This is a genomic window from Mycobacterium sp. pR1184 (assembly GCF_041287235.1).
Classification (GTDB): Bacteria; Actinomycetota; Actinomycetes; order Mycobacteriales; family Mycobacteriaceae; genus Mycobacterium.
The window spans coordinates 123,825-142,909 of sequence record NZ_JBGGKR010000011.1 but is presented as its reverse complement, the minus strand read 5'-3'; the positions used below and the strand labels follow the sequence as shown (position 1 = coordinate 142,909).

At 67.2% G+C, this 19,085-nt stretch carries 19 protein-coding genes, 1 tRNA gene and 1 pseudogene; 17 read left to right on the top strand and 4 right to left on the bottom strand.

From position 1 onward, the window contains the following. Positions 1-26: 26 nt before the first annotated feature. Positions 27-1,334: a nicotinate phosphoribosyltransferase gene (locus ACAG21_RS19815; RefSeq protein ID WP_370497958.1), complete on the bottom strand. Its 1,308-nt coding sequence runs from the start codon at positions 1,332-1,334 to the stop codon at positions 27-29. A gap of 56 nt (positions 1,335-1,390) precedes the next feature. Here ACAG21_RS19815 and clpS point away from each other — a divergent pair, with 56 nt between their 5' ends. From clpS to rdgB, 9 genes and pseudogenes are all read left to right on the top strand, one after another. Then, a complete protein-coding gene (gene clpS, locus ACAG21_RS19810; RefSeq protein ID WP_370497957.1) occupies positions 1,391-1,696 on the top strand; it encodes an ATP-dependent Clp protease adapter ClpS in 306 nt (101 codons plus the stop codon). A gap of 12 nt (positions 1,697-1,708) precedes the next feature. Then, the gene (locus tag ACAG21_RS19805) at positions 1,709-2,302 is read left to right on the top strand and encodes a DUF2017 domain-containing protein (RefSeq protein ID WP_370497956.1); all 594 of its coding nucleotides are present in this window, start codon (positions 1,709-1,711) and stop codon (positions 2,300-2,302) included. Beyond that, a complete protein-coding gene (locus ACAG21_RS19800) occupies positions 2,299-3,327 on the top strand; it encodes a P1 family peptidase (protein ID WP_370497955.1) in 1,029 nt (342 codons plus the stop codon). The genes ACAG21_RS19805 and ACAG21_RS19800 overlap by 4 nt, the downstream gene beginning before the upstream one ends. After that, positions 3,323-3,427, top strand: a pseudogene (gene cysM / locus ACAG21_RS19795) (cysteine synthase B); the annotation flags it as partial. The gene ACAG21_RS19800 and the pseudogene cysM, both read left to right, overlap by 5 nt. Before the next feature lie 5 nt (positions 3,428-3,432). Continuing rightward, positions 3,433-4,086 (top strand): rhomboid family intramembrane serine protease, encoded by a 654-nt coding sequence (locus ACAG21_RS19790; RefSeq protein ID WP_370497954.1) that lies wholly within the window; start codon positions 3,433-3,435, stop codon positions 4,084-4,086. Continuing rightward, a complete protein-coding gene (gene murI, locus ACAG21_RS19785) occupies positions 4,083-4,898 on the top strand; it encodes a glutamate racemase (RefSeq protein WP_370497953.1) in 816 nt (271 codons plus the stop codon). The genes ACAG21_RS19790 and murI overlap by 4 nt, the downstream gene beginning before the upstream one ends. A 71-nt stretch (positions 4,899-4,969) precedes the next feature. Further along, on the top strand, positions 4,970-5,755 hold the full coding sequence (locus ACAG21_RS19780; protein ID WP_370497952.1) for a cyclic nucleotide-degrading phosphodiesterase: 786 nt from the start codon (positions 4,970-4,972) through the stop codon (positions 5,753-5,755). 46 nt (positions 5,756-5,801) lie between these two features. Continuing rightward, positions 5,802-6,581, top strand: a complete 780-nt coding sequence (gene rph / locus ACAG21_RS19775) for a ribonuclease PH (RefSeq protein ID WP_342930518.1) — start codon at positions 5,802-5,804, stop codon at positions 6,579-6,581. Next, positions 6,578-7,177: an RdgB/HAM1 family non-canonical purine NTP pyrophosphatase gene (gene rdgB / locus ACAG21_RS19770; RefSeq protein ID WP_370498032.1), complete on the top strand. Its 600-nt coding sequence runs from the start codon at positions 6,578-6,580 to the stop codon at positions 7,175-7,177. The genes rph and rdgB overlap by 4 nt, the downstream gene beginning before the upstream one ends. Positions 7,178-7,340: 163 nt before the next feature. Here rdgB and ACAG21_RS19765 read toward each other — a convergent pair whose 3' ends face one another. Next, a complete protein-coding gene (locus ACAG21_RS19765) occupies positions 7,341-7,691 on the bottom strand; it encodes a DUF3817 domain-containing protein (RefSeq protein ID WP_370497951.1) in 351 nt (116 codons plus the stop codon). Next, positions 7,688-8,083 carry a hypothetical protein gene (locus ACAG21_RS19760; protein ID WP_370497950.1) on the bottom strand — a complete coding sequence of 132 codons (396 nt, stop codon included), beginning with the start codon at positions 8,081-8,083 and terminating at the stop codon, positions 7,688-7,690. The genes ACAG21_RS19765 and ACAG21_RS19760 overlap by 4 nt, the downstream gene beginning before the upstream one ends. A gap of 136 nt (positions 8,084-8,219) precedes the next feature. Between ACAG21_RS19760 and ACAG21_RS19755 the strand changes: the two genes are divergently transcribed. The 3 genes from ACAG21_RS19755 to mbtN are packed head-to-tail and all read left to right on the top strand — an operon-like array spanning position 8,220 to position 11,213. Then, the gene (locus tag ACAG21_RS19755) at positions 8,220-8,468 is read left to right on the top strand and encodes a mycobactin biosynthesis acyl carrier protein MbtL (RefSeq protein ID WP_370497949.1); all 249 of its coding nucleotides are present in this window, start codon (positions 8,220-8,222) and stop codon (positions 8,466-8,468) included. Then, positions 8,468-10,042, top strand: a complete 1,575-nt coding sequence (gene mbtM / locus ACAG21_RS19750) for a long-chain-fatty acid--ACP ligase MbtM (protein WP_370497948.1) — start codon at positions 8,468-8,470, stop codon at positions 10,040-10,042. The genes ACAG21_RS19755 and mbtM overlap by 1 nt, the downstream gene beginning before the upstream one ends. A 1-nt stretch (position 10,043) precedes the next feature. After that, positions 10,044-11,213, top strand: coding sequence for a mycobactin biosynthesis acyl-ACP dehydrogenase MbtN (mbtN, locus tag ACAG21_RS19745; protein ID WP_370497947.1), 1,170 nt, complete (start codon positions 10,044-10,046; stop codon positions 11,211-11,213). Here mbtN and ACAG21_RS19740 read toward each other — a convergent pair. Continuing rightward, positions 11,183-11,812: a GNAT family N-acetyltransferase gene (locus ACAG21_RS19740; RefSeq protein WP_370497946.1), complete on the bottom strand. Its 630-nt coding sequence runs from the start codon at positions 11,810-11,812 to the stop codon at positions 11,183-11,185. The two genes, mbtN and ACAG21_RS19740, sit on opposite strands and share 31 nt — an antisense overlap. Positions 11,813-11,945: 133 nt before the next feature. Here ACAG21_RS19740 and ACAG21_RS19735 point away from each other — a divergent pair. From ACAG21_RS19735 to ACAG21_RS19715, 5 genes are all read left to right on the top strand, one after another. Then, a tRNA-Leu gene (locus ACAG21_RS19735) sits at positions 11,946-12,027 on the top strand. A gap of 187 nt (positions 12,028-12,214) precedes the next feature. Next, positions 12,215-13,342: a ferredoxin reductase gene (locus tag ACAG21_RS19730; protein WP_370497945.1), complete on the top strand. Its 1,128-nt coding sequence runs from the start codon at positions 12,215-12,217 to the stop codon at positions 13,340-13,342. Between the two features lie 11 nt (positions 13,343-13,353). Next, complete coding sequence (locus ACAG21_RS19725; protein WP_370497943.1) at positions 13,354-14,586, top strand: fatty acid desaturase; 1,233 nt, start codon at positions 13,354-13,356, stop codon at positions 14,584-14,586. Positions 14,587-14,706: 120 nt separating this feature from the next. Continuing rightward, positions 14,707-17,322: an ABC transporter ATP-binding protein/permease gene (locus ACAG21_RS19720; protein ID WP_370497942.1), complete on the top strand. Its 2,616-nt coding sequence runs from the start codon at positions 14,707-14,709 to the stop codon at positions 17,320-17,322. Then, positions 17,319-19,058, top strand: a complete 1,740-nt coding sequence (locus ACAG21_RS19715; protein ID WP_370497941.1) for an ABC transporter ATP-binding protein — start codon at positions 17,319-17,321, stop codon at positions 19,056-19,058. The genes ACAG21_RS19720 and ACAG21_RS19715 overlap by 4 nt, the downstream gene beginning before the upstream one ends. Positions 19,059-19,085: the final 27 nt, after the last annotated feature.

Below are 19,085 nucleotides of genomic sequence, written 5' to 3'. Positions count from 1 at the left end.
GGATTCGGCTAGCTCGACGGTATCGATCAGACCGGGATGCGCGTCGTCGGAATCGCCGGTTCACCGTGCGCCAATTTCAGGCCCTCCCAGGGCAGGCTGTGCAGCCCGGACGCCACCAGCTCCCGGGCGGCGGTCAGGGCCACGCGGTCGGTGCCCGCCACCACCTCGCCGCCGCGGACGAGCGGGACGGTGAGCACCCGGAACGGCTCGCTGACCGCCGGCGGCCGGCCGGCGGGGTGCACGATCTCTTCGGTGATCGTGCCGGTTGGTCGGGACAGTCGCAGCGCTTCTTTGTGACCGCCCTGGGACTCCTTGTGGCTGCTGCGTTTTTGCACCGGTATGCCGTCGACTTCGACCAGCTTGTAGACCATGCCCGCGGTCGGGGCGCCCGAACCGGTCACCACCGAGGTGCCGGCGCCGTAGCTGTCCACCGGCTCGGCCCGCAGCGCGGCGATGGAGAATTCGTCGAGATCGCCGGAGACCACGATGCGGGTACCGGTGGCGCCCAGCTGGTCGAGCTGCTCGCGCACCTGGCGGGCCAGCACGCCGAGCTCGCCGGAGTCCAGTCGCACCGCGCCGAGCGTCACCCCGGCGGCGGCCACGGCGTTGGCCACGCCGTTGGTCACGTCGTAGGTATCCACCAGCAGCGTGGTGTCCACGCCCAGCGCGTCGACCTGGGCCCGAAACGCGGCGAGCTCGTCGGGTCCACCCGCGCCGGTGTGCAGCATCGTGAACGCGTGTGCGGCGGTGCCCTCGGTTGGCACGCCGTAGCGACGCTCGGCCTCGAGGTTCGACGTCGCGGCGAAACCGGCGATGTAGGCCGCGCGGGCCGCGGCGACGGCCGATCGTTCGTGGGTTCGCCGCGATCCCATTTCGATCAGCGGGCGCCCGCCGGCCGCACTGACCATGCGTGCCGCGGCAGAGGCGATCGCCGTGTCGTGGTTGAAGATCGACAGCGCCAGCGTTTCGAGCATCACACATTCAGCGAAGCTGCCGCGCACCGAGAGCACCGGAGAGCCCGGAAAGTACAGCTCGCCTTCGGCGTAGCCGTCGATATCGCCGGTGAACCGGAAATCGCGGAGATAACGCACGGTGTCGGCGTCCAGGAATTGCCCCAGTAGCCGGCACGCGTCGTCGTCGAACCTGAACTGTGGCAAGAGCTCCAGCAAACGACCGGTGCCGGCGACCACGCCGTAGCGCCGACCTCCGGGAAGGCGGCGGGCGAACAGTTCGAACGTGGTCCGGCGTTCTGCGGTGCCGTCGCGCAGCGCCGCTGCCAGCATCGTCAGTTCGTACTTGTCGGTTAACAGCCCAGCTAAGGCCGGCTCGTTCATTCTCGCAACGGTAACGGCTGGCGGCGGGCGGCCGTTCGCTCGGTATCCTGGAGGCCATGGTTGCCGCAGCAGCGCCCACCAAGCCCGGCACCACCGGGCAACGCGAGTCCACTCCAGTCGAGGTCACCGCCAGTCCGTGGGTCACCATCGTGTGGGACGACCCGGTCAATTTGATGACCTATGTGACGTACGTGTTCCAGAAGTTGTTCGGCTACAGCGAGCCGCATGCCACCAAGTTGATGCTGCAGGTGCACAACGAGGGCAAGGCAGTGGTGTCGGCGGGTAGCCGTGAGTCGATGGAAGTCGACGTGTCCAAGCTGCACGCCGCCGGTTTGTGGGCGACGCTGCAACAGGACCGCTGAGATCGATTTCCGGTGCGCAAATGGAAGCGGGTTGAGACCGCCGATGGTCCCCGATTCCGGTCCTCGCTGGCTCCGCACGAGGCGGAGCTGCTGAAGAATCTGGTCGGGGCGCTGATCGGTTTGCTCGACGAGCGCGAATCCTCTTCGCCGTCAGACGAACTCGAGGAGATCACCGGGATCAAGACCGGAAATTCGGAGCCGCCTCGAGATCCGACGCTGCGACGGCTGCTACCGGACTTCTTCCGGCCCGACGACGAGGACGCGTCCAGCGCCGGGTCGCAAACTCCCGAAGGGCTGAACTCGGCGCTGCGCAGTCTGCACGAGCCCGAGATTATCGACGCCAAACGGGTTGCGGCACAGCAGCTATTGCGCACAATTCCGGATAGTGGCGGACGGTTCGAGCTGAGCGAGGACCAGGCCAACGCCTGGATCTCGGCCGTCAACGACATTCGGCTGGCGCTGGGAGTCATGCTCGAAATCGGGCCGGACGGGCCGGAACGGCTGTCGGCCGACCATCCGATGGCCACCCACTTCGACGTCTATCAGTGGCTGACCGTACTGCAGGAGTACCTGGTGTTGGTGCTGATGGGTAAGCAGGCCGGATGAACGCGCTCACCGACGTCGGGGGCATCCGCGTCGGCCACTATCAGCGCCTGGATCCGGACGTCTCCTTAGGCGCCGGATGGGCCAGCGGTGTCACTGTCGTGCTGACCCCGCCGGGGACCGTCGGCGCGGTCGATTGCCGCGGCGGCGCACCCGGCACACGGGAGACCGATCTGCTGGACCCGGCCAACACGGTGCGGTTCGTCGACGCGGTCCTGCTGGCCGGCGGCAGCGCCTACGGTTTGGCGGCCGCCGACGGCGTGATGCGCTGGCTGGAGGAACACGAGCGCGGCGTGGCGATGAAGGGCGGACTGGTGCCCATCGTCCCGGGCGCGGTGATCTTCGACCTGCCGGTCGGCGGCTGGGACTGCCGCCCGACGGCGGAGTTCGGCTTTTTGGCCTGCGAAGCGGCCGGCTCGACGGTGGCAGTCGGCACGGTCGGCGCCGGGGTGGGGGCGCGGGCCGGCGTGCTCAAAGGCGGCATCGGCACGGCGTCGACGACATTGCCGTCGGGCGTCACCGTCGGCGCGGTCGTCGCGGTCAACTCCGCCGGCGAGGTCGTCGACCGGACCACCGGCCTGCCGTGGATGGCGGATGCGATCAAGGCGTTCGCGTTGACGCCGCCGCCGGCCGACCAGATCGACGCGCTCGCGCAGTTACCTTCGCCGCTGGAACCGCTCAACACGACGATCGCGGTGGTCGCCACCGACGCGGCGCTGAGTTCCGCGGCGTGCCGGCGGGTCGCGATCGCCGCCCAGGACGGTCTGGCCCGCGCCATCCGCCCGGCGCACACCCCGCTGGACGGCGACACCGTGTTCGCGCTGGCGACCGGGGCGGTCGAGGTGCCGACGCCAGCCGATGCGCCCGCGGCGATGTCCCCGGAGACGCCCCTGGTCACCGAGGTGGGCGCGGCCGCGGCCGATTGCCTGGCCCGTGCGGTGCTGATCGGTGTGTTGTCCGCGGAGTCGGTCGCCGGGATACCGACCTACCGGGACACGCTGCCGGGCGCCTTCAAGGCAGGGAGCTGACGTGCCTGTGGTGCGCGCCGACGCTGGGGGGAAGTACCAGGCTGGCGACGCCTATGCCGGTAGCCTGGATGATGCCGAGGACGCTCTAGAAGGGCAGTGACGGGCATGAGCCCCAGACAGCAACGCGTACCCGCTACCCAAAAAAAGCGGCCCGAGTGGGTGGTGGGCGGGGCCACGATCCTCACCTTTGTGGCGCTGCTCTACCTGATCGAACTGTTCGACCAACTCTCGCGGCATTCCCTGGACGCAAACGGCATCAGACCGCTGGAAACCGATGGCCTGTGGGGCATCGTCTTCGCGCCCGTGCTGCACGCCAACTGGCAGCACTTGATGGCCAACACCGTTCCCTTGCTAGTGCTGGGGTTCTTGATGACCCTGGCGGGTTTGTCCCGCTTCGTGTGGGCGACCGCGATCGTGTGGATCCTGGGCGGCTTCGGCACCTGGCTGATCGGCAACTGGGGTAGTAACTGCGGGCCGACGGACCATATCGGGGCCTCCGGGCTGATCTTCGGTTGGCTGGCCTTTCTGCTGGTCTTCGGCATATTCGTGCGCCGGTTCGTCGACATCGTGATCGGCCTGGTGGTGCTGTTCATCTACGGCGGCGTGCTGCTCGGCGCGATGCCGGTGCTCGGTCAATGCGGCGGGGTGTCCTGGCAGGGCCACCTGTGTGGCGCCATCGCGGGCGTCGTCGCCGCGTATCTGTTGTCCGCCCCCGAACGCAAGGCCCGGGCGAAGCGAAAAGCCGGCACGCCCACATGAGCTCACCATTGGCGCCCGTCGGGGTCTTCGATTCCGGCGTGGGGGGACTGACGGTCGCGCGCGCGATCATCGATCAACTGCCGGACGAGGACATCGTCTATGTCGGCGACACCGGCAACGGTCCCTACGGCCCGCTCACCATCCCGGAGGTGCGCGCCCACGCGCTGGCCGTCGGTGACGATCTGGTGGGCCGTGGGGTGAAGGTGTTGGTGATCGCGTGCAACACCGCGTCGGCGGCCTGCCTGCGCGATGCCCGCGAGCGCTACGACGTGCCCGTCGTCGAGGTGATCCTGCCGGCCGTGCGCCGCGCCGTGGCCACCACCCGCAGCGGCCGCATCGGCGTGATCGGCACCCAGGCGACCATTGCGTCGCACGCCTACCAAGACGCGTTCGCCGCCGCCCGCGACACCGAGATCACCGCAGTGGCCTGCCCGCGCTTCGTCGACTTCGTCGAGCGCGGTGTGACGAGCGGGCGTCAGGTCTTGGGACTGGCCGAGGGATACCTGGAGCCGCTGCAACGCGCTCAGGTCGACACGTTGGTGCTGGGCTGCACGCACTATCCGCTGTTGTCGGGGTTGATTCAGCTGGCGATGGGTGAAAACGTGACGCTCGTTTCCAGCGCTGAGGAAACCGCGAAGGAAGTGCTGCGGGTGCTCACCGAACAGGATTTGCTGCGCCCGCATGACGCGGCGCCGGCAACGCGGGTCTTCGAAGCCACCGGCGACCCCGAGGCCTTCTCGAAACTGGCGGCGCGATTCCTGGGGCCCGCCGTCAGTGGCGTCCGGCCCGTGCAGCACTCGCCGATTGGCTAGTCGACAGAGAGATTCTCATCACATCAATCGCGCGATGTTTTTCTCATGGTGCTTCCGGGCATGGCACAGTAGTGCCTGTGCGAATAACCGTGCTCGGCTGCTCGGGCAGCGTGGTCGGTCCGGACTCGCCAGCGTCGGGATATTTGCTTCGGGCTCCGGACACTCCGCCGCTGGTGCTGGACTTCGGCGGGGGTGTGCTCGGCGCGTTACAGCGTTACGCCGACCCGGGTTCCGTGCACGTGCTGTTGTCCCATCTGCATGCCGACCATTGTCTGGATATGCCGGGACTGTTCGTGTGGCGTCGCTACCACCCGTCGTCGCGCCCACTCGGCAAGGCGATGTTGTACGGCCCCAGCGACACCTGGTCGCGGTTGGGCGCCGCGTCGTCGCCATACGGCGGCGAAATCGACGACTGCTCGGACATATTCGACGTGCGTCACTGGGTCGATGGCGAGCCGGTCGAAGTCGGTGCCCTCACCGTGACACCACGCATTGTCGCGCATCCCACCGAGTCCTACGGTTTACGGATCACCGACCCCAGCGGGGCGTCGTTTGTCTACAGCGGGGACACCGGAGTCTGCGATCAGCTCGTCGAGCTGGCTCGCGACGCCGACGTGTTCCTGTGCGAGGCGTCCTGGACGCACGCGCCGGATCGGCCGCCCGCCCTGCACTTGTCGGGCACCGAAGCCGGCCGGGTCGCCGCGCAGGCCGGCGTGCGCGAGCTGCTGCTGACCCACATACCGCCGTGGACCTCGCGGGAGGATGTGATCAGCGAGGCCAAGGCCGAGTTCGACGGTCCGGTGCACGCCGTGGTGTGCAACGAGACATTCGACGTTCGGCACTCCGAACGGGTCTGATTCAGCCGACCTGCCCGCGTGACGTACGGCGGGCTAGGGTGGCGTCGTGTCGAAACGAGAAGACGGTCGCAATGACGACGAGCTTCGCCCGCTAGTCATCACGCGGGGCTTCACCGAGAATCCCGCGGGTTCGGTTCTGATCGGATTTGGTGGAACCAAGGTCCTGTGCACCGCGAGTGTCACCGAGGGAGTGCCGCGCTGGCGCAAGGGGACTGGCCTGGGCTGGCTGACCGCGGAGTACGCGATGCTGCCGTCGGCCACCCACACTCGCTCCGACCGGGAATCGGTGAAGGGCCGGCTGTCCGGGCGCACTCAGGAAATCAGTCGGCTGATCGGTCGATCGCTGCGCGCGTGCATCGACCTGGCGGCGTTGGGGGAGAACACGATCGCCGTCGACTGCGATGTGCTGCAGGCCGACGGCGGTACCCGCACGGCGGCGATCACGGGTGCCTATGTGGCGCTGGCCGACGCGGTGACCTACCTGTCGGCGGCGGGCAAGCTGTCGGATCCGCGGCCGTTGTCGTGCGCGATCGCGGCGGTCAGCGTAGGTGTGGTCGACGGCAGGATCCGCGTCGACCTGCCCTACGAAGAGGATTCGCGCGCCGAGGTCGACATGAACGTCGTCGCCACCGACACCGGAACCCTGGTGGAGATCCAGGGCACCGGCGAGGGCGCGACGTTCCCGCGCTCGACGCTGGACAAGCTGCTCGATATGGCGCTGGGCGCTTGCGACACGCTCTTCGCCGCCCAGCGCGAGGCGCTGGAGTTGCCATATCCGGGTGTGCTCCCCGAGGGGCCCGGGCAGTCGAAGGCGTTCGGCAGCTGACTCGGCTGCTCGTCGCCAGCCGCAACCCCAAGAAGCTGGCCGAACTGCGCCGGGTGCTGGATGCCGCCGGGTTGTCGGGGTTGACGCTGGTGTCGCTCGACGACGTGGCGCCGTTCGACGAGGCGCCGGAAACCGGTGCGACGTTCGAGGACAACGCGTTGGCGAAGGCGCGGGACGCGTTCGCGGCCACCGGGTTAGCGACCGTCGCCGATGATTCCGGCCTGGAGGTGGCGGCGCTGCGCGGTATGCCCGGCGTGTTGTCGGCACGCTGGGCGGGCACTCACGGCGACGACGCCGGCAACACCGCGCTGCTGCTTGCCCAGCTGCGTGATGTGCCCGACGAACGGCGCTCCGCGGCATTCGTGTCGGCCTGTGCGTTGGTGTCGGACAGCGGCGAAGTCGTCGTCCGCGGCGAGTGGCCGGGCACGATCGCCCACGCGCCGCGCGGCGACGGTGGATTCGGCTACGACCCGGTCTTCATCCCGGCCGGCAGTGACTGCACCGCGGCGCAGTTGAGTCCGGCGGAGAAGGACGCGGCCTCGCATCGTGGTCGCGCGCTGGCGCTATTACTGCCCGCGTTGCGCGCCTTGGCCTAAGCGGTGCGTGGCCGAAGGGCCGCCGCAGACCCAACAGGCGACTTGCCCGCCTCCGAGCGACAACGCGACGACCGCCGGACCCCGCAACCGGGCTCAACCCAATTTGTCGCTCGGAGGCGGGCAAAAAGTGTTGTCCCCGAGCGCGCGGCGATGTAACTCGCCGCTACAGCCCGAAGCGGGCCTTGATGTCCTTGGTCTGGAAGTGCTCGACGATGATGCCGAGCAGCGGGATGGTGCCGGCCAGCAACACACCGATGGTCTTGCCGATCGGCCAGCGCACCTTGATCGCCAGATTGAAAGCCGTTAGCACGTAAGCGAAATACACCCAGCCGTGCACGATTCCGATCCATCGAATCTCGTGGTGGAAAACCACATGCGAGACGATTTCGTAGCACAGTGCGATCAGCCACAGACCCGTGGTCCACGTCATGACCCGGTAGCCGAGCAGGGCGGGGCGGATGCGGTCGGCGGAGACGGCTCCGCTGGTTTCCGACGGTGTCTCGGGCGCGGTCATGCGGTGGTCCTGTTCTGCTTTTCGGCGTCTTGGGCAGCGAGCTGGGCCAGATAAGCGTTGTACTCCCGCAGGGCGGGGTCGTCGTCGGAGGGGTGCTGCGCGGGTTCGGGCCGCTCGGGCAGCAGCCCGGCCGGGATCTCGGTGGCCGCCCCGTGATGGCGCGGTTGCGGCGGTGCCTCTTCGTAGCGGACAAAGTTGCGGTACGCGTAGACGCAGAACCACGCGAACAACGGCCACTGCAATGCGTAGCCGAGGTTTTGGAATGTGCCCGACGGGGACTCGAAGCGTGTCCACTGCCACCAGCCCAGGGCCAGGCAACCACCGGCCGCGACGATCGCCAAAGCGATCAGTGCGGGCCGGTGATGGCGCGCCCGACGGGCCTGATTGGACACCCCTCGACGGTACCGCGCGCTGTTGACGCTCGGTGACAGCAGCGCGGAGGGTTCGCTGGCGGACTGGTGTGTCAAAACTCTCACCGTTTAATAGAAGGCCAGCCTTGCCTTACTTCGACGTGTAAGGTCCCTCGCCATGGCCTCCTCTTCCCCCGCGGTGACCACTGCGCTGCAAAGCATTCTGCGTGACGACCTCAACGTCGACATGGCCCGGGTTACGCCCGACGCCAGGCTGGTCGACGATGTCGGCCTGGATTCGGTGGCCTTTGCTGTGGGCATGGTTGCCATCGAAGAGCGGCTCGGCGTCGCGCTGTCCGAGGAAGAGCTGCTGACCTGCGACACCGTCGCCGATCTGGACGCGGCGATCGCGGCGAAAACACCGTAATGAGCGAACTTGCGGCGGCGATCACCCGGTCAATGCAGACCGCGACCTCCGACCTGGCCGTCTTCGACAAGGAGACGTCGGACTGGAAACGGCTCCCGTGGCCGGAAGTGCACGGGTTAGCCGAAGGGGTCGCGGCCTGGCTACTCGACCATGACCGGCCGGCTGCGGTCGGCCTCGTCGGTGAGCCGACCGTCGAGTTCATCGCCGCGATCCAGGGTTCGTGGCTGACCGGCGCAGCCATCTCGATCCTGCCGGGGCCGGTACGAGGCGCGGACTCGCAGCACTGGGCGGAGTCGACGCTCACGCGGTTTGCCGGCATCGGGGTGAGCGCGGTACTAAGCCACGGCTCGCAGTTGGAAAGCCTGCGAGCCGCTGCGCGCCCGAACATCGTCACCGAAGACCTCGCCACCGCGGCGCGCACCAACCGCTCGGCCTCGGGCATCCCGCACGCCAAAACAATCGGCCCGGCCATTCTGCAGGGGACGGCGGGATCGACCGGATCGCCCAAGACCGCGATGCTGTCGCCGGGCGCCGTGCTCAGCAACATGCGTGGTCTCGATCAACGATTCGACTTCGACCCGTCCCGTGACGTTGTTTGCTCATGGCTGCCGCTGTTTCACGACATGGGGCTCACCTGCGTGCTCGCCTCGACGCTGGCCGGGATGCCACTGTGGCTGTCTTCGCCAACGGCGTTCTCCGCGTCGCCGTTCAACTGGCTCAAGTGGCTCTCGGAAAGCCGTGCGACGATCACCGCCGCACCCAACCTCGCCTACAACATCCTCGGCAAGTACGCGTCGCTGGTGTCCGACGTCGATCTCGGGGCCATGCGGGTTGCCATCAACGGTGGCGAACCGGTGGACTGCGACGGGTTCGCGCGCTTCACAGAAGCCATGGCGCCGTTCGGATTTGACGCCGGAGCGCCGGCGCCGTCGTACGGCCTCGCCGAGTCCACCTGCGCGGTCGCTCTGCCCGCGCCCGGTACCGGATTGACCTTCGCCACCGTCTCGGACGAGAGTGGTTCGCGGAAATACGCCGTCCTGGGGCAGGCGCTTTCCGGCATGGAAATCCGGGTCGTATCCAGCGATCGCTATGCCGGCACGGCCGACCGCGAGATCGGTGAGATCGAGATTCGGGGCACGTCGATGATGGATGGCTACCTGGGACAGCCGGCCATCGATCGCGAAGGCTGGTTCCCCACAGGCGATTTGGGCTTTTTCGATGACGGCGGTCTGGTGGTGTGTGGCCGGGCCAAGGAAATCATCTCGATCGCGGGACGCAACATCTTCCCGACGGAGATCGAGCTGATCGCCGCTCAAGTCACCGGGGTGCGAGCAGGCTGCGTGGTCGCCTTGGGCACCGGCGAACGGTCCGCTCGCCCGGGCCTGGTCGTCGCCGCCGAATTCAAAGGTGACGACCAGACCCAGGCTCGCACCGAAGTGATCCAGCGCATCGCGTCGGTATGCGGGATCGTGCCGGCGGACGTGGTTTTCATGTCGCCGGGTTCCCTGCCGCGAACCTCGTCGGGCAAGCTGCGCCGGCTGGAAGTGCGACGCACTCTCGAGCTGGTGGACTGACGTGACCGCGACAGGGCAGACGGTTTTCGATGCCGACTACCGCGCGCTGCTCTCCCAGGCGTTCGACGACCGCGTCATCGAGTGGACCTCCGAAGCCGAAGCGCAGCAACGCTTTCCGCGTAAGCTGATCGAGCATCTGGGAGCAAGCGGTGTCTTTGCCGACAAGTGGACCGACCAGGTCCAACCCGACGTCGGCAAGCTGATCGAGCTGGCCCTGGCACTCGGCCACCTGGCGTCGGCCGGTATCGGCGTGGGCGTCAGCCTGCACGACTCGGCTATCGCCGTGTTGCGCAGGTTCGGCAAATCGGACTACCTGAAGGACATCTGCGAGAAGGCGATTCGCGGCGAGGCCGTGCTGTGCATCGGTGCCTCGGAAGAATCCGGTGGATCGGATCTGCAGATCGTTGAAACCGAGGTCCGCTCGCACGACGGCGGTTTGGCGGTCCGCGGCATCAAAAAGTTCGTCTCGCTGTCTCCGATCGCCGACCACATCATGGTCGTGGCGCGCAGCGTCGACCACGACTCGTCCAGCCGGCACGGCAACGTCGTCGTAGTGGCGGTGCCGACCACACATGTCGACGTGCAGCAGCCGTACAACAAAGTGGGTGCCGGGCCGCTGGACACCGCGGCGGTCCACATCGATACCTGGGTCCCGGCCGACGCGCTGGTCGCGCGGGCCGGCACCGGGCTGGCGGCCATCAGTTGGGGATTGGCGCACGAGCGCATGTCGATCGCCGGCCAGATCGCGGCGTCGTGCCAGCGTGTGATCGGAATTACCTTGGCCCGCATGATGAATCGGCGTCAATTCGGCAGCACATTGTTGGAGCATCAGGCGTTGCGGCTACGGATGGCGGACCTGCAGGCGCGGGTCGACCAGCTGCGTTTCGCGCTGCACGGCATTGCCACTCAGGGACGGCTGGATCTGCGGGCGGCCGCGGGGATCAAGGTCACCGCGGCACGCCTCGGCGAGGAAGTCATCGGCGAGTGCATGCACATCTTCGGCGGGTCCGGCTATCTCGTCGACGAAACACCGCTGGGCCGGGTGTGGCGGGACATGAAGCTGGCCCGCGTCGGCGGCGGCACCGACGAAGTCCTCTGGGAATTGGTCGCGGCCGGCATGAAGGCCGACCACGACGGCTATCAGGATTGGGTCGTACGGTCCAACGCGTAGAGCACCATCCGCCGGTTCGGCGCGTCGTGCTCGCCCAGCGATCGGCATCCGACGTATTCGCACAGCCGGCGCACGGTGGTGTTGCGGTGATCCGGGTCGAACATGATCCGTTCGCAGCGTGGTTCCTGTGCGAACACGCTGGCCACAATTCGCGGTAGCACCCGCGGGCCGAAGCCGCGATTGACCAGCCGCAGATCCGCGATAGCCGCATGCAGACCGATGTCGTAGGGATGAGCGTCGTAGTGACGCGAGATCATGTCCTTTGCTGCCCAATAGATCTCGAGGTAGGCGCACTCTTCGCCGCGCAGGGTGGCGATCAGCGGTAGCGAATAGGTCCCCGCGAGCTGTGCCCCGAGGTGGCGGCGCCAGCGTGACACCGGCCAGGCGTACTCCCAGGTCTCGGCGAGGTGCGGGCGATTCATCCACTCCGACACCATTTCTGCGTCGCCGCTGACCGCGGCGCGCAGGTGGTATGGCGAGTCGAGCGCGGGGACCGGAAGGGGGCCAACGCGTCGGACGTCGTCGGAGAGGTCCTTGCGCTCACGCTTGAGTACCTGGGTCGACGAATCATCGGTCTGGGTGCTTGCGGCTCCGTTCATCGTTTGCTGACCTTACCCGAGTCGCGCTTCGGGTTAGGTTAGGCATGCCAAATTTGTGGGAGCTCTGGTTGGCCTGGCCGCAGCCGCAGTGACGTCCTTACGGGCGCCGGAGCGGTAATATCGCTACGCCCAGGCGCGAGTGGCGGAATTGGTAGACGCGCTGGATTTAGGTTCCAGTGTCTTAGGACGTGGGGGTTCGAGTCCCCCCTTGCGCACTCTAGCGTTCTCGTCCCCGTGCCGTGCACGGATGTGCCGAGCTCGCCTGATCTTGATTCCGTGACCAGCGGATGCATCCGCGTCGTTCAGCGAACAAGTGTTTAGTGAATTTCCAGCCCGGGTAGTTCGAGGAGAACCGTGCCTCAGCCGATGCACGGCAATCCGACAAAGACGTTGGGACGATGTATGGGTTCTACGCTGCACAGCCTCACTCGCTGGAGCAAGGCACCCGCTAAGGGTGTCACTGCTGCCAAGTCCTGGGTCAACGTGCCACGAGGGCTCGCCGCCCGTGCGACCACTCCACTGCTGCCCGACGACTACCTCAAGATGCTCAATCCTTTATGGTCGGCGCGCGAGCTGCGCGGCCTCATCGTCGACGTGCACCCGGAGACCGCCGATTCGGCGACCGTGACCATCAAACCCGGGTGGGGCTTCTCCGGGAAATACCGGCCGGGCCAGTACGTCGGCATTGGATTGCGGATCGATGGACGGTGGCATTGGCGCTCGTACTCGCTGACCTCAATTCCGCAGCGCGACAACAAGAACATCACGATCACCGTCAAGGCGACGCCCGAGGGCTTCCTGTCCACACACCTGGTCAACGGCGTGGAACCGGGCACGATCGTGCGGCTGGCGACTCCGAAAGGAGAGTTCGCGCTGCCCGACCCGCCACCGGCGAAGATCCTGTTCGTCACGGCCGGCAGCGGGATCACGCCCGTGATGGCGATGTTGCGCACCCTGAGGGCCAGGGGACACGGTGCCGACATCGTGCACGTCCACTCCGCGCCGACGGCCGACGACGTGATTTTTCACGACGAATTGCGCGAGCTCGAAAACAACGAGCCCGGGTATCGACTTCACTTGCACCTCACCGAAACTGCGGGCCACCTCGATTTCGGCGACCTGAGCGGCATCGTGGGTGACTGGAAGCAGCGCCCTACCTGGGCCTGCGGGCCTCCCGCCCTACTCGACACCGTCGAACGTGCCTGGAAGGACGCGGGTTGCGGCGAGCAGCTGCATATGGAGCGGTTCACTATCGCCGCTACCGACAAAGGCGGCGAGGGCGGCACCGTCAAATTCGCGATATCCGACAAGACAATCGAAATCGATGGCGCCACATCCCTTTTAGAGGCAGGGGAGAAGGTCGGCATCCAGATGCCGTTCGGCTGCCGAATGGGCATCTGCCAAACCTGTGTGCTGCCCCTGGAGGCGGGGCACGTGCGCGACTTCCGGTCCGGAACCGAGCACGGCGAGGGTGACCGCATCCAAACGTGCATCTCGACGGCATCCGGCGACTGCACGCTCAAGATTTGAGGAGGAATCCGATGGCTATTACCGACGTTAAGGAATACGCACATCTCAGCGAAGAGGACGTCGAAGCGCTCGGGCGCGAACTCGATGCGATCCGCGCCGACATTGAAGAATCGCGCGGCGAGCGCGACGCCCGGTATATCCGGCGAGCCGTGCACTTGCAACGAATGTTGGTCGTTGGTGCTCGAATCTTGTTGATGGCCAGCAACAATCGGTACGCGTGGGTTGCCGGGACGGCGATGCTGGGTACCGGCAAGATCATCGAGAACATGGAACTCGGCCACAACATCACCCACGGTCAGTGGGACTGGATGAATGATCCGGAAATCCATTCGACCGAATGGGAATGGGACACAACCTCACCGAGCGTGCATTGGAAGAAGTCGCACAACTTCATCCACCACAAGTACACGAACATCGTCGGCATGGACGACGACGTCGGCTACGGCATCATGCGGGTCACCCGCGACGAGCCCTGGGCGCCCTGGATGATCGGCAACCCGATCTACAACCTGCTGCTGGGCACCCTGTTCGAATGGGGTGTGGCGGCGCACGGGCTGGAGCTTTCCCGAGTCCGCCGACACGAGAAAACGTGGGCCGAAGTCCGCAAAGACCTGCGCATCATCGCCAAGAAAGTCGGTAAGCAGGTCGGTAAGGACTACATCGTTTTTCCGGTGCTGGCCGGACGTAACTGGAAGCACACGCTGCGGGCCAACGCCGTCGCCAACCTGATTCGCAACTACTGGTCCTACATGGTGATCTTCTGCGGTCACTTCCCCGACGGCGCCGAGAAGTTCACCAAAGAAGAGTTCGAGAACGAGACGCAAGCGCAGTGGTACCTGCGCCAGATGCTGGGCTCGGCGAACTTCCACGCCGGCCCACTGATGGCTTTCATCAGTGGCAATTTGTGCTACCAGATCGAGCACCACCTCTTCCCCGATCTACCCAGCAACCGGTACGCGGAAATCTCGGTGCGGGTGCGTGAGCTGTGCGAGAAGTACGACTTGCCGTACACCACCGGGTCGCTGGGCCGGCAATACTGGCAGTCGTTCTGGACGATCCTCAAGCTCGCCCTGCCGGACAAGTTGCTCACCGCAACAGCCGACGACGCCCCGGAGACAAACTCCGAGTTGAAGTTCCGCGTGCGTGGGGGCCTCAGGGACAGCTTCGTCGACCCCGCGACCGGTAAACGGCGGGGCCTGCGCACCGCGCTGCGCGAACTACAGGCGGGCCGAGTCGCCGCCTGACGCGTGGCTGCGCGCCCCGGCGTGCCAGCCGACCGCGCCTCGACCGCCCTCGTGGCTTCAGCTATGGTAAGGCAACCCTTAGTTTGAGCTGAGTCACGACCAGGGTGGAGAGGACCGCTGATGGCCCGCGGGTTCCAGGGCGCGATATTGCGCGGATTCGGCGCGCGCGATCACATCGCAACCGTGCTCGAAACCGTGCACATCGCACCGCATTTCGTGCGGGTCCGGATGGAGTCGGCAACCCTGTTCGAAGACGTCGAGGCCGAGCCCGCCGCGTGGCTGCGGTTCTGGTTCCCCGACCCGGCCGGATCGGGCACCGAGTTTCAGCGCGGCTACACGATCTCCGAGGCCGATGCCACGACGGGCCGCTTCGCGGTCGACGTCGTATTGCACGAACCCGCCGGCCCGGCATCGACGTGGGCCCGCACCGTCGCGCCCGGCACCACGATCGCGGTGATGTCGCTGATGGGCTCGTCGCGGTTCGACCCGCCCGAAGAGCAGCCGGCCGGCTACCTGCTGATCGGCGACTCGGCATCGATCCCGGGGATGAACGGCATCATCGGCACGATTCCCGACGACGTGCCGATCGAGATGTACCTCGAGCAGCACGACGACCACGACACAGCGATCCCGATCACCGCCCACCCCCGGCTGCGGGTGCACTGGGTGCCGCGCAGGGACGAGAAATCGCTGGCCGACGCCATCGAGTCCCGCGACTGGTCGAACTGGTACGCCTGGGCGACACCCGAGGCCACCACGCTGAAGAACGTGCGCAAGCGACTGAAGGAATCCTTCGGCTTTCCCAAATCCGAGGTTCACGCGCAGGCGTACTGGAGCGCCGGTCGCGAAATGGGCACCAGCCGCGGTGGCGACTCGCAGACCCCCTCGGCGCCCGCTGACGAGGCGACGCTGGAAAGCGTTGCGGCACAGTCCGAGACACCGGCGGCCGCCGTTGACGAGGTGACGGCGAACCCCGGCAACTGGCGCGCTCAGGCCGCCGGCCGGTTGCTCGCGCCGCTGCGTTGGGCGCTGATCCTCTCCGGCGTGCTGCAGGCCGTGATCACACTCGTGCAGCTCGCGCCGTTCGTGCTGCTGGTCGAGCTCGCCCGGCTGTTGGTGACCGGCGCCGACGCCTCGCGATTGTGGGATGTGGGAATCGCGGCCGTCCTGCTTTTGGGGCTGGGCACTGTGCTCGGTGCCGCCCTCACCCTCTGGCTGCATGTGATCGATGCCCGCTTCGCCGCCGAGCTGCGCTCGCGGTTGTTGGGCAAGATGTCGCGGCTGCCGCTGGGCTGGTTCACCGCCCGTGGATCGGGCGCGATCAAGCAGCTGGTCACCGACGACACCCTGTCGCTGCACTATCTGGTCACGCACGCGATCCCGGACGCGGTCAACGCGATCGTCGCGCCGGTGGCGGTGCTGGTCTATCTGTTTGCCGTCGACTGGCGGGTGGCGCTCGTCTTGTTCGGGCCGGTGCTGGTCTATCTCGTGATGGCGTCGGCGTTGTCGATCCAATCCGGTCCGAAGATCGCGCAGTCGGCGCGCTGGGCCGAAAGGATGACCTCCGAGGCCGGCGCCTACCTCGAGGGCCAACCGGTGATCCGCGTCTTCGGTGGCGCGGCAGCGTCGAGCTTCCGGCGCCGGCTCGACGAGTACGTCGGATTCCTGGTGGCCTGGCAGCGCCCGCTGGCCGGCAAGAAAACCGCGATGGATCTGGCCACCCGCCCATCCACCTTCTTGTGGTTGATCTCGGTCATCGGCACCCTGCTCGTCGTCACGCACCGGATGGATCCGGTCAACCTGCTGCCGTTTCTGTTGCTGGGCACCACTTTCGGTGTCCGGCTGCTGGGCATCGCCTACGGGCTCGGCGGCATTCGCACCGGCATGCTCGCCGCCCGGCGCCTGCAGATCGCGCTCGACGAGCAAGATCTCGAGGTGAGGGAACAACCGGGCGCGGCGGGCGGCGACTCGGTGGCCACGGTGGTGTTCGACCGGGTCGGCTTCAGTTATCGCCCCGGGGTTCCGGTGATCGGCGACGTATCGCTGGAGCTGCGCCCGGGAACGGTGACCGCGCTCGTCGGCCCGTCCGGATCCGGCAAGTCGACGCTGGCGGCTCTGCTGGCCCGGTTCCACGACGTCGAACACGGCGCGATACGTGTTGGGGGACAAGATATCCGGTCACTGACGGCTGATCAGCTCTACACGCGGGTCGGTTTCGTGCTGCAGGAGACTCAACTCGTGCAGGGCACCGTCGCGGAGAACATCGCGCTGGCCGTGCCGGATGCCACCCGCGAACAGATCCAGACCGCCGCCCGCGAGGCACAGATCCACGACCGGATACTGCGGCTCCCGCAGGGCTACGACACCATGCTGGGCGCGAATGCCGCCCTCTCGGGCGGTGAGCGCCAACGCCTCACCATTGCCCGCGCGATCCTCGCCGACACTCCGGTTCTGATCCTCGACGAGGCCACCGCGTTCGCCGATCCGGAATCGGAATACCTTGTACAGCAAGCACTTAACCGACTGACCCACGATCGGACCGTCTTGGTGATCGCGCACCGCCTGCACACCATCACCCAAGCTGACCAGATCATCGTGCTCGACCACGGACAGGTCGCCGAACGCGGCACCCACGAGGAGTTGCTCGCCGCCGACGGGCGGTATCGGCGGTTATGGGATACCGGTCAGGGCGCTGCGGTGGCCGCGACCGGCGCGGCGCAGGAGGGTGGGCGATGATTCGCACCTGGATAAGCCTCATTCCGGCGCACAGCCGCGCGAAGGTGACGGCTTACGGGATCCTCGCGCTCATCTCCGTCGTGGTGCGCGCTGTCGGCGCGGTCCTGCTCGTCCCGCTGGTGGGCGCACTGTTCAGTGACACACCGCAGCGTGCGCTGGCGTGGCTGGGCTGGCTGACCGCCGTGACCGTAACCGGATGGATCGTCGACACCGTAACCGCGCGCACCAGCTTCGACTTGGGCTTCGCCGTGCTCGACCATTCCCAGCACGACGTCGCGGACCGGCTGCCCGGCGTTCGGTTGGACTGGTTCACCGCCGACAACACCGCGACGGCCCGCCAGGCGATCGCGGCGACCGGCCCGGAACTGGTCGGCTTGGTGGTCAACCTGCTGACGCCGCTGACGACGTCGATTCTGCTGCCCGCGGTGATCGGCCTGGCGCTGCTGCCCATCTCGTGGCAGCTCGGTGTGGCGGCGCTGGCCGGTGTGCCGCTGCTGCTTGGCGCGCTGTGGGCCTCGCTCCGGTTGACCCGGCGCGCCGACGCGGCGGCCGGGGACGCCAATACCGCACTCACCGAACGGATCATCGAGTTCGCGCGGACCCAGCAGGCGCTGCGGGCCGCGCGGCGGGTCGAGCCGGCCCGCAGCCTGGTGGGTTCCGCGCTGGGCGAGCAACACCGCGCGACAATGCGCCTGCTCGGCATGCAGATCCCCGGCCAGCTGTTGTTCAGCGTCGCCAGCCAGCTGGCCCTGATCGCGCTGGCCGGCGCCACCACGGCGCTGACCATGGACGGCACGCTCACCGCGGCGGAGGCGGTTGCCTTGATCGTCGTGATCGCGCGCTACCTGGAGCCGTTCACCACCGTCAGCGAGCTGGCACCGGCGCTGGAGAGCACCCGCGCCACCCTCGACCGCATCCGCAGTGTGCTCACCGCACCGGCCGTGGCGTCGGGCGCCGCCGACTTACCGGACACCGCGTCCGCCCCACGCATCGAATTCGACGACGTCGCCTTCGGTTACGACGGCGCCAGCGCGCCGGTGCTGGACGGGGTCAGCTTCGCACTGGACCCCGGAACCACGACGGCAATCGTGGGGCCGTCGGGCTCCGGAAAGAGCACCATCCTGGCGCTGATCGCCGGACTGCACCAACCCAACCGCGGCCGTGTCGTCATCGACGGCACCGACGCCGCCACGCTCAACGCCGACGCGCGCCGCGGCCTCAGCAGCGTCGTATTCCAGCATCCGTACCTGTTCCACGGGACGATCCGTGACAACGTCCTGGCCGGCAATCCGGCCGCGGGCGCGGAGCAGTTCGGCCGGGCCGTCGCGCTGGCGCGGGTCGACGAGCTTATTGACCGGTTGCCAGGCGGCGCCGACACCGTCGTCGGTGAGGCCGGCTCGGCGTTGTCCGGTGGCGAGCGGCAACGGGTCAGCATCGCGCGGGCGCTGCTGAAGCCCGCTCCCGTGTTGTTGGTCGACGAGGCGACCAGCGCCCTGGACACCGAGAACGAGGTTGCGGTGGTCGACGCGCTCACCGCCGACCCGCAAGCGCGCACACGCGTGATCGTGGCCCATCGGCTGGCGAGCATCCGTCACGCCGACCGCGTGCTGTTCGTAGACGACGGGCGTGTCGCGGAGGACGGTTCGATCGACGAATTGCTCGCTGCTGGTGGACGATTCAGCGAATTCTGGCGGCAGCAGCACGAGGCCGCCGACTGGCACATAGTCACTGATTAAGTCGCCGATTAGGCCACGGCTGGTGGC

Bases quoted from the DNA above. Each gene is read 5' to 3' on its own strand.
- ACAG21_RS19815 (WP_370497958.1), bottom strand. From the start codon at position 1,334: ATGAACGAGCCGGCCTTAGCTGGGCTGTTAACCGACAAGTACGAACTG.
- clpS (WP_370497957.1), top strand. From the start codon at position 1,391: ATGGTTGCCGCAGCAGCGCCCACCAAGCCCGGCACCACCGGGCAACGC.
- ACAG21_RS19800 (WP_370497955.1), top strand. From the start codon at position 2,299: ATGAACGCGCTCACCGACGTCGGGGGCATCCGCGTCGGCCACTATCAG.
- ACAG21_RS19790 (WP_370497954.1), top strand. From the start codon at position 3,433: ATGAGCCCCAGACAGCAACGCGTACCCGCTACCCAAAAAAAGCGGCCC.
- murI (WP_370497953.1), top strand. From the start codon at position 4,083: ATGAGCTCACCATTGGCGCCCGTCGGGGTCTTCGATTCCGGCGTGGGG.
- ACAG21_RS19765 (WP_370497951.1), bottom strand. From the start codon at position 7,691: ATGACCGCGCCCGAGACACCGTCGGAAACCAGCGGAGCCGTCTCCGCC.
- ACAG21_RS19755 (WP_370497949.1), top strand. From the start codon at position 8,220: ATGGCCTCCTCTTCCCCCGCGGTGACCACTGCGCTGCAAAGCATTCTG.
- mbtM (WP_370497948.1), top strand. From the start codon at position 8,468: ATGAGCGAACTTGCGGCGGCGATCACCCGGTCAATGCAGACCGCGACC.
- ACAG21_RS19740 (WP_370497946.1), bottom strand. From the start codon at position 11,812: ATGAACGGAGCCGCAAGCACCCAGACCGATGATTCGTCGACCCAGGTA.
- ACAG21_RS19730 (WP_370497945.1), top strand. From the start codon at position 12,215: ATGGGTTCTACGCTGCACAGCCTCACTCGCTGGAGCAAGGCACCCGCT.
- ACAG21_RS19725 (WP_370497943.1), top strand. From the start codon at position 13,354: ATGGCTATTACCGACGTTAAGGAATACGCACATCTCAGCGAAGAGGAC.
- ACAG21_RS19720 (WP_370497942.1), top strand. From the start codon at position 14,707: ATGGCCCGCGGGTTCCAGGGCGCGATATTGCGCGGATTCGGCGCGCGC.
- ACAG21_RS19715 (WP_370497941.1), top strand. From the start codon at position 17,319: ATGATTCGCACCTGGATAAGCCTCATTCCGGCGCACAGCCGCGCGAAG.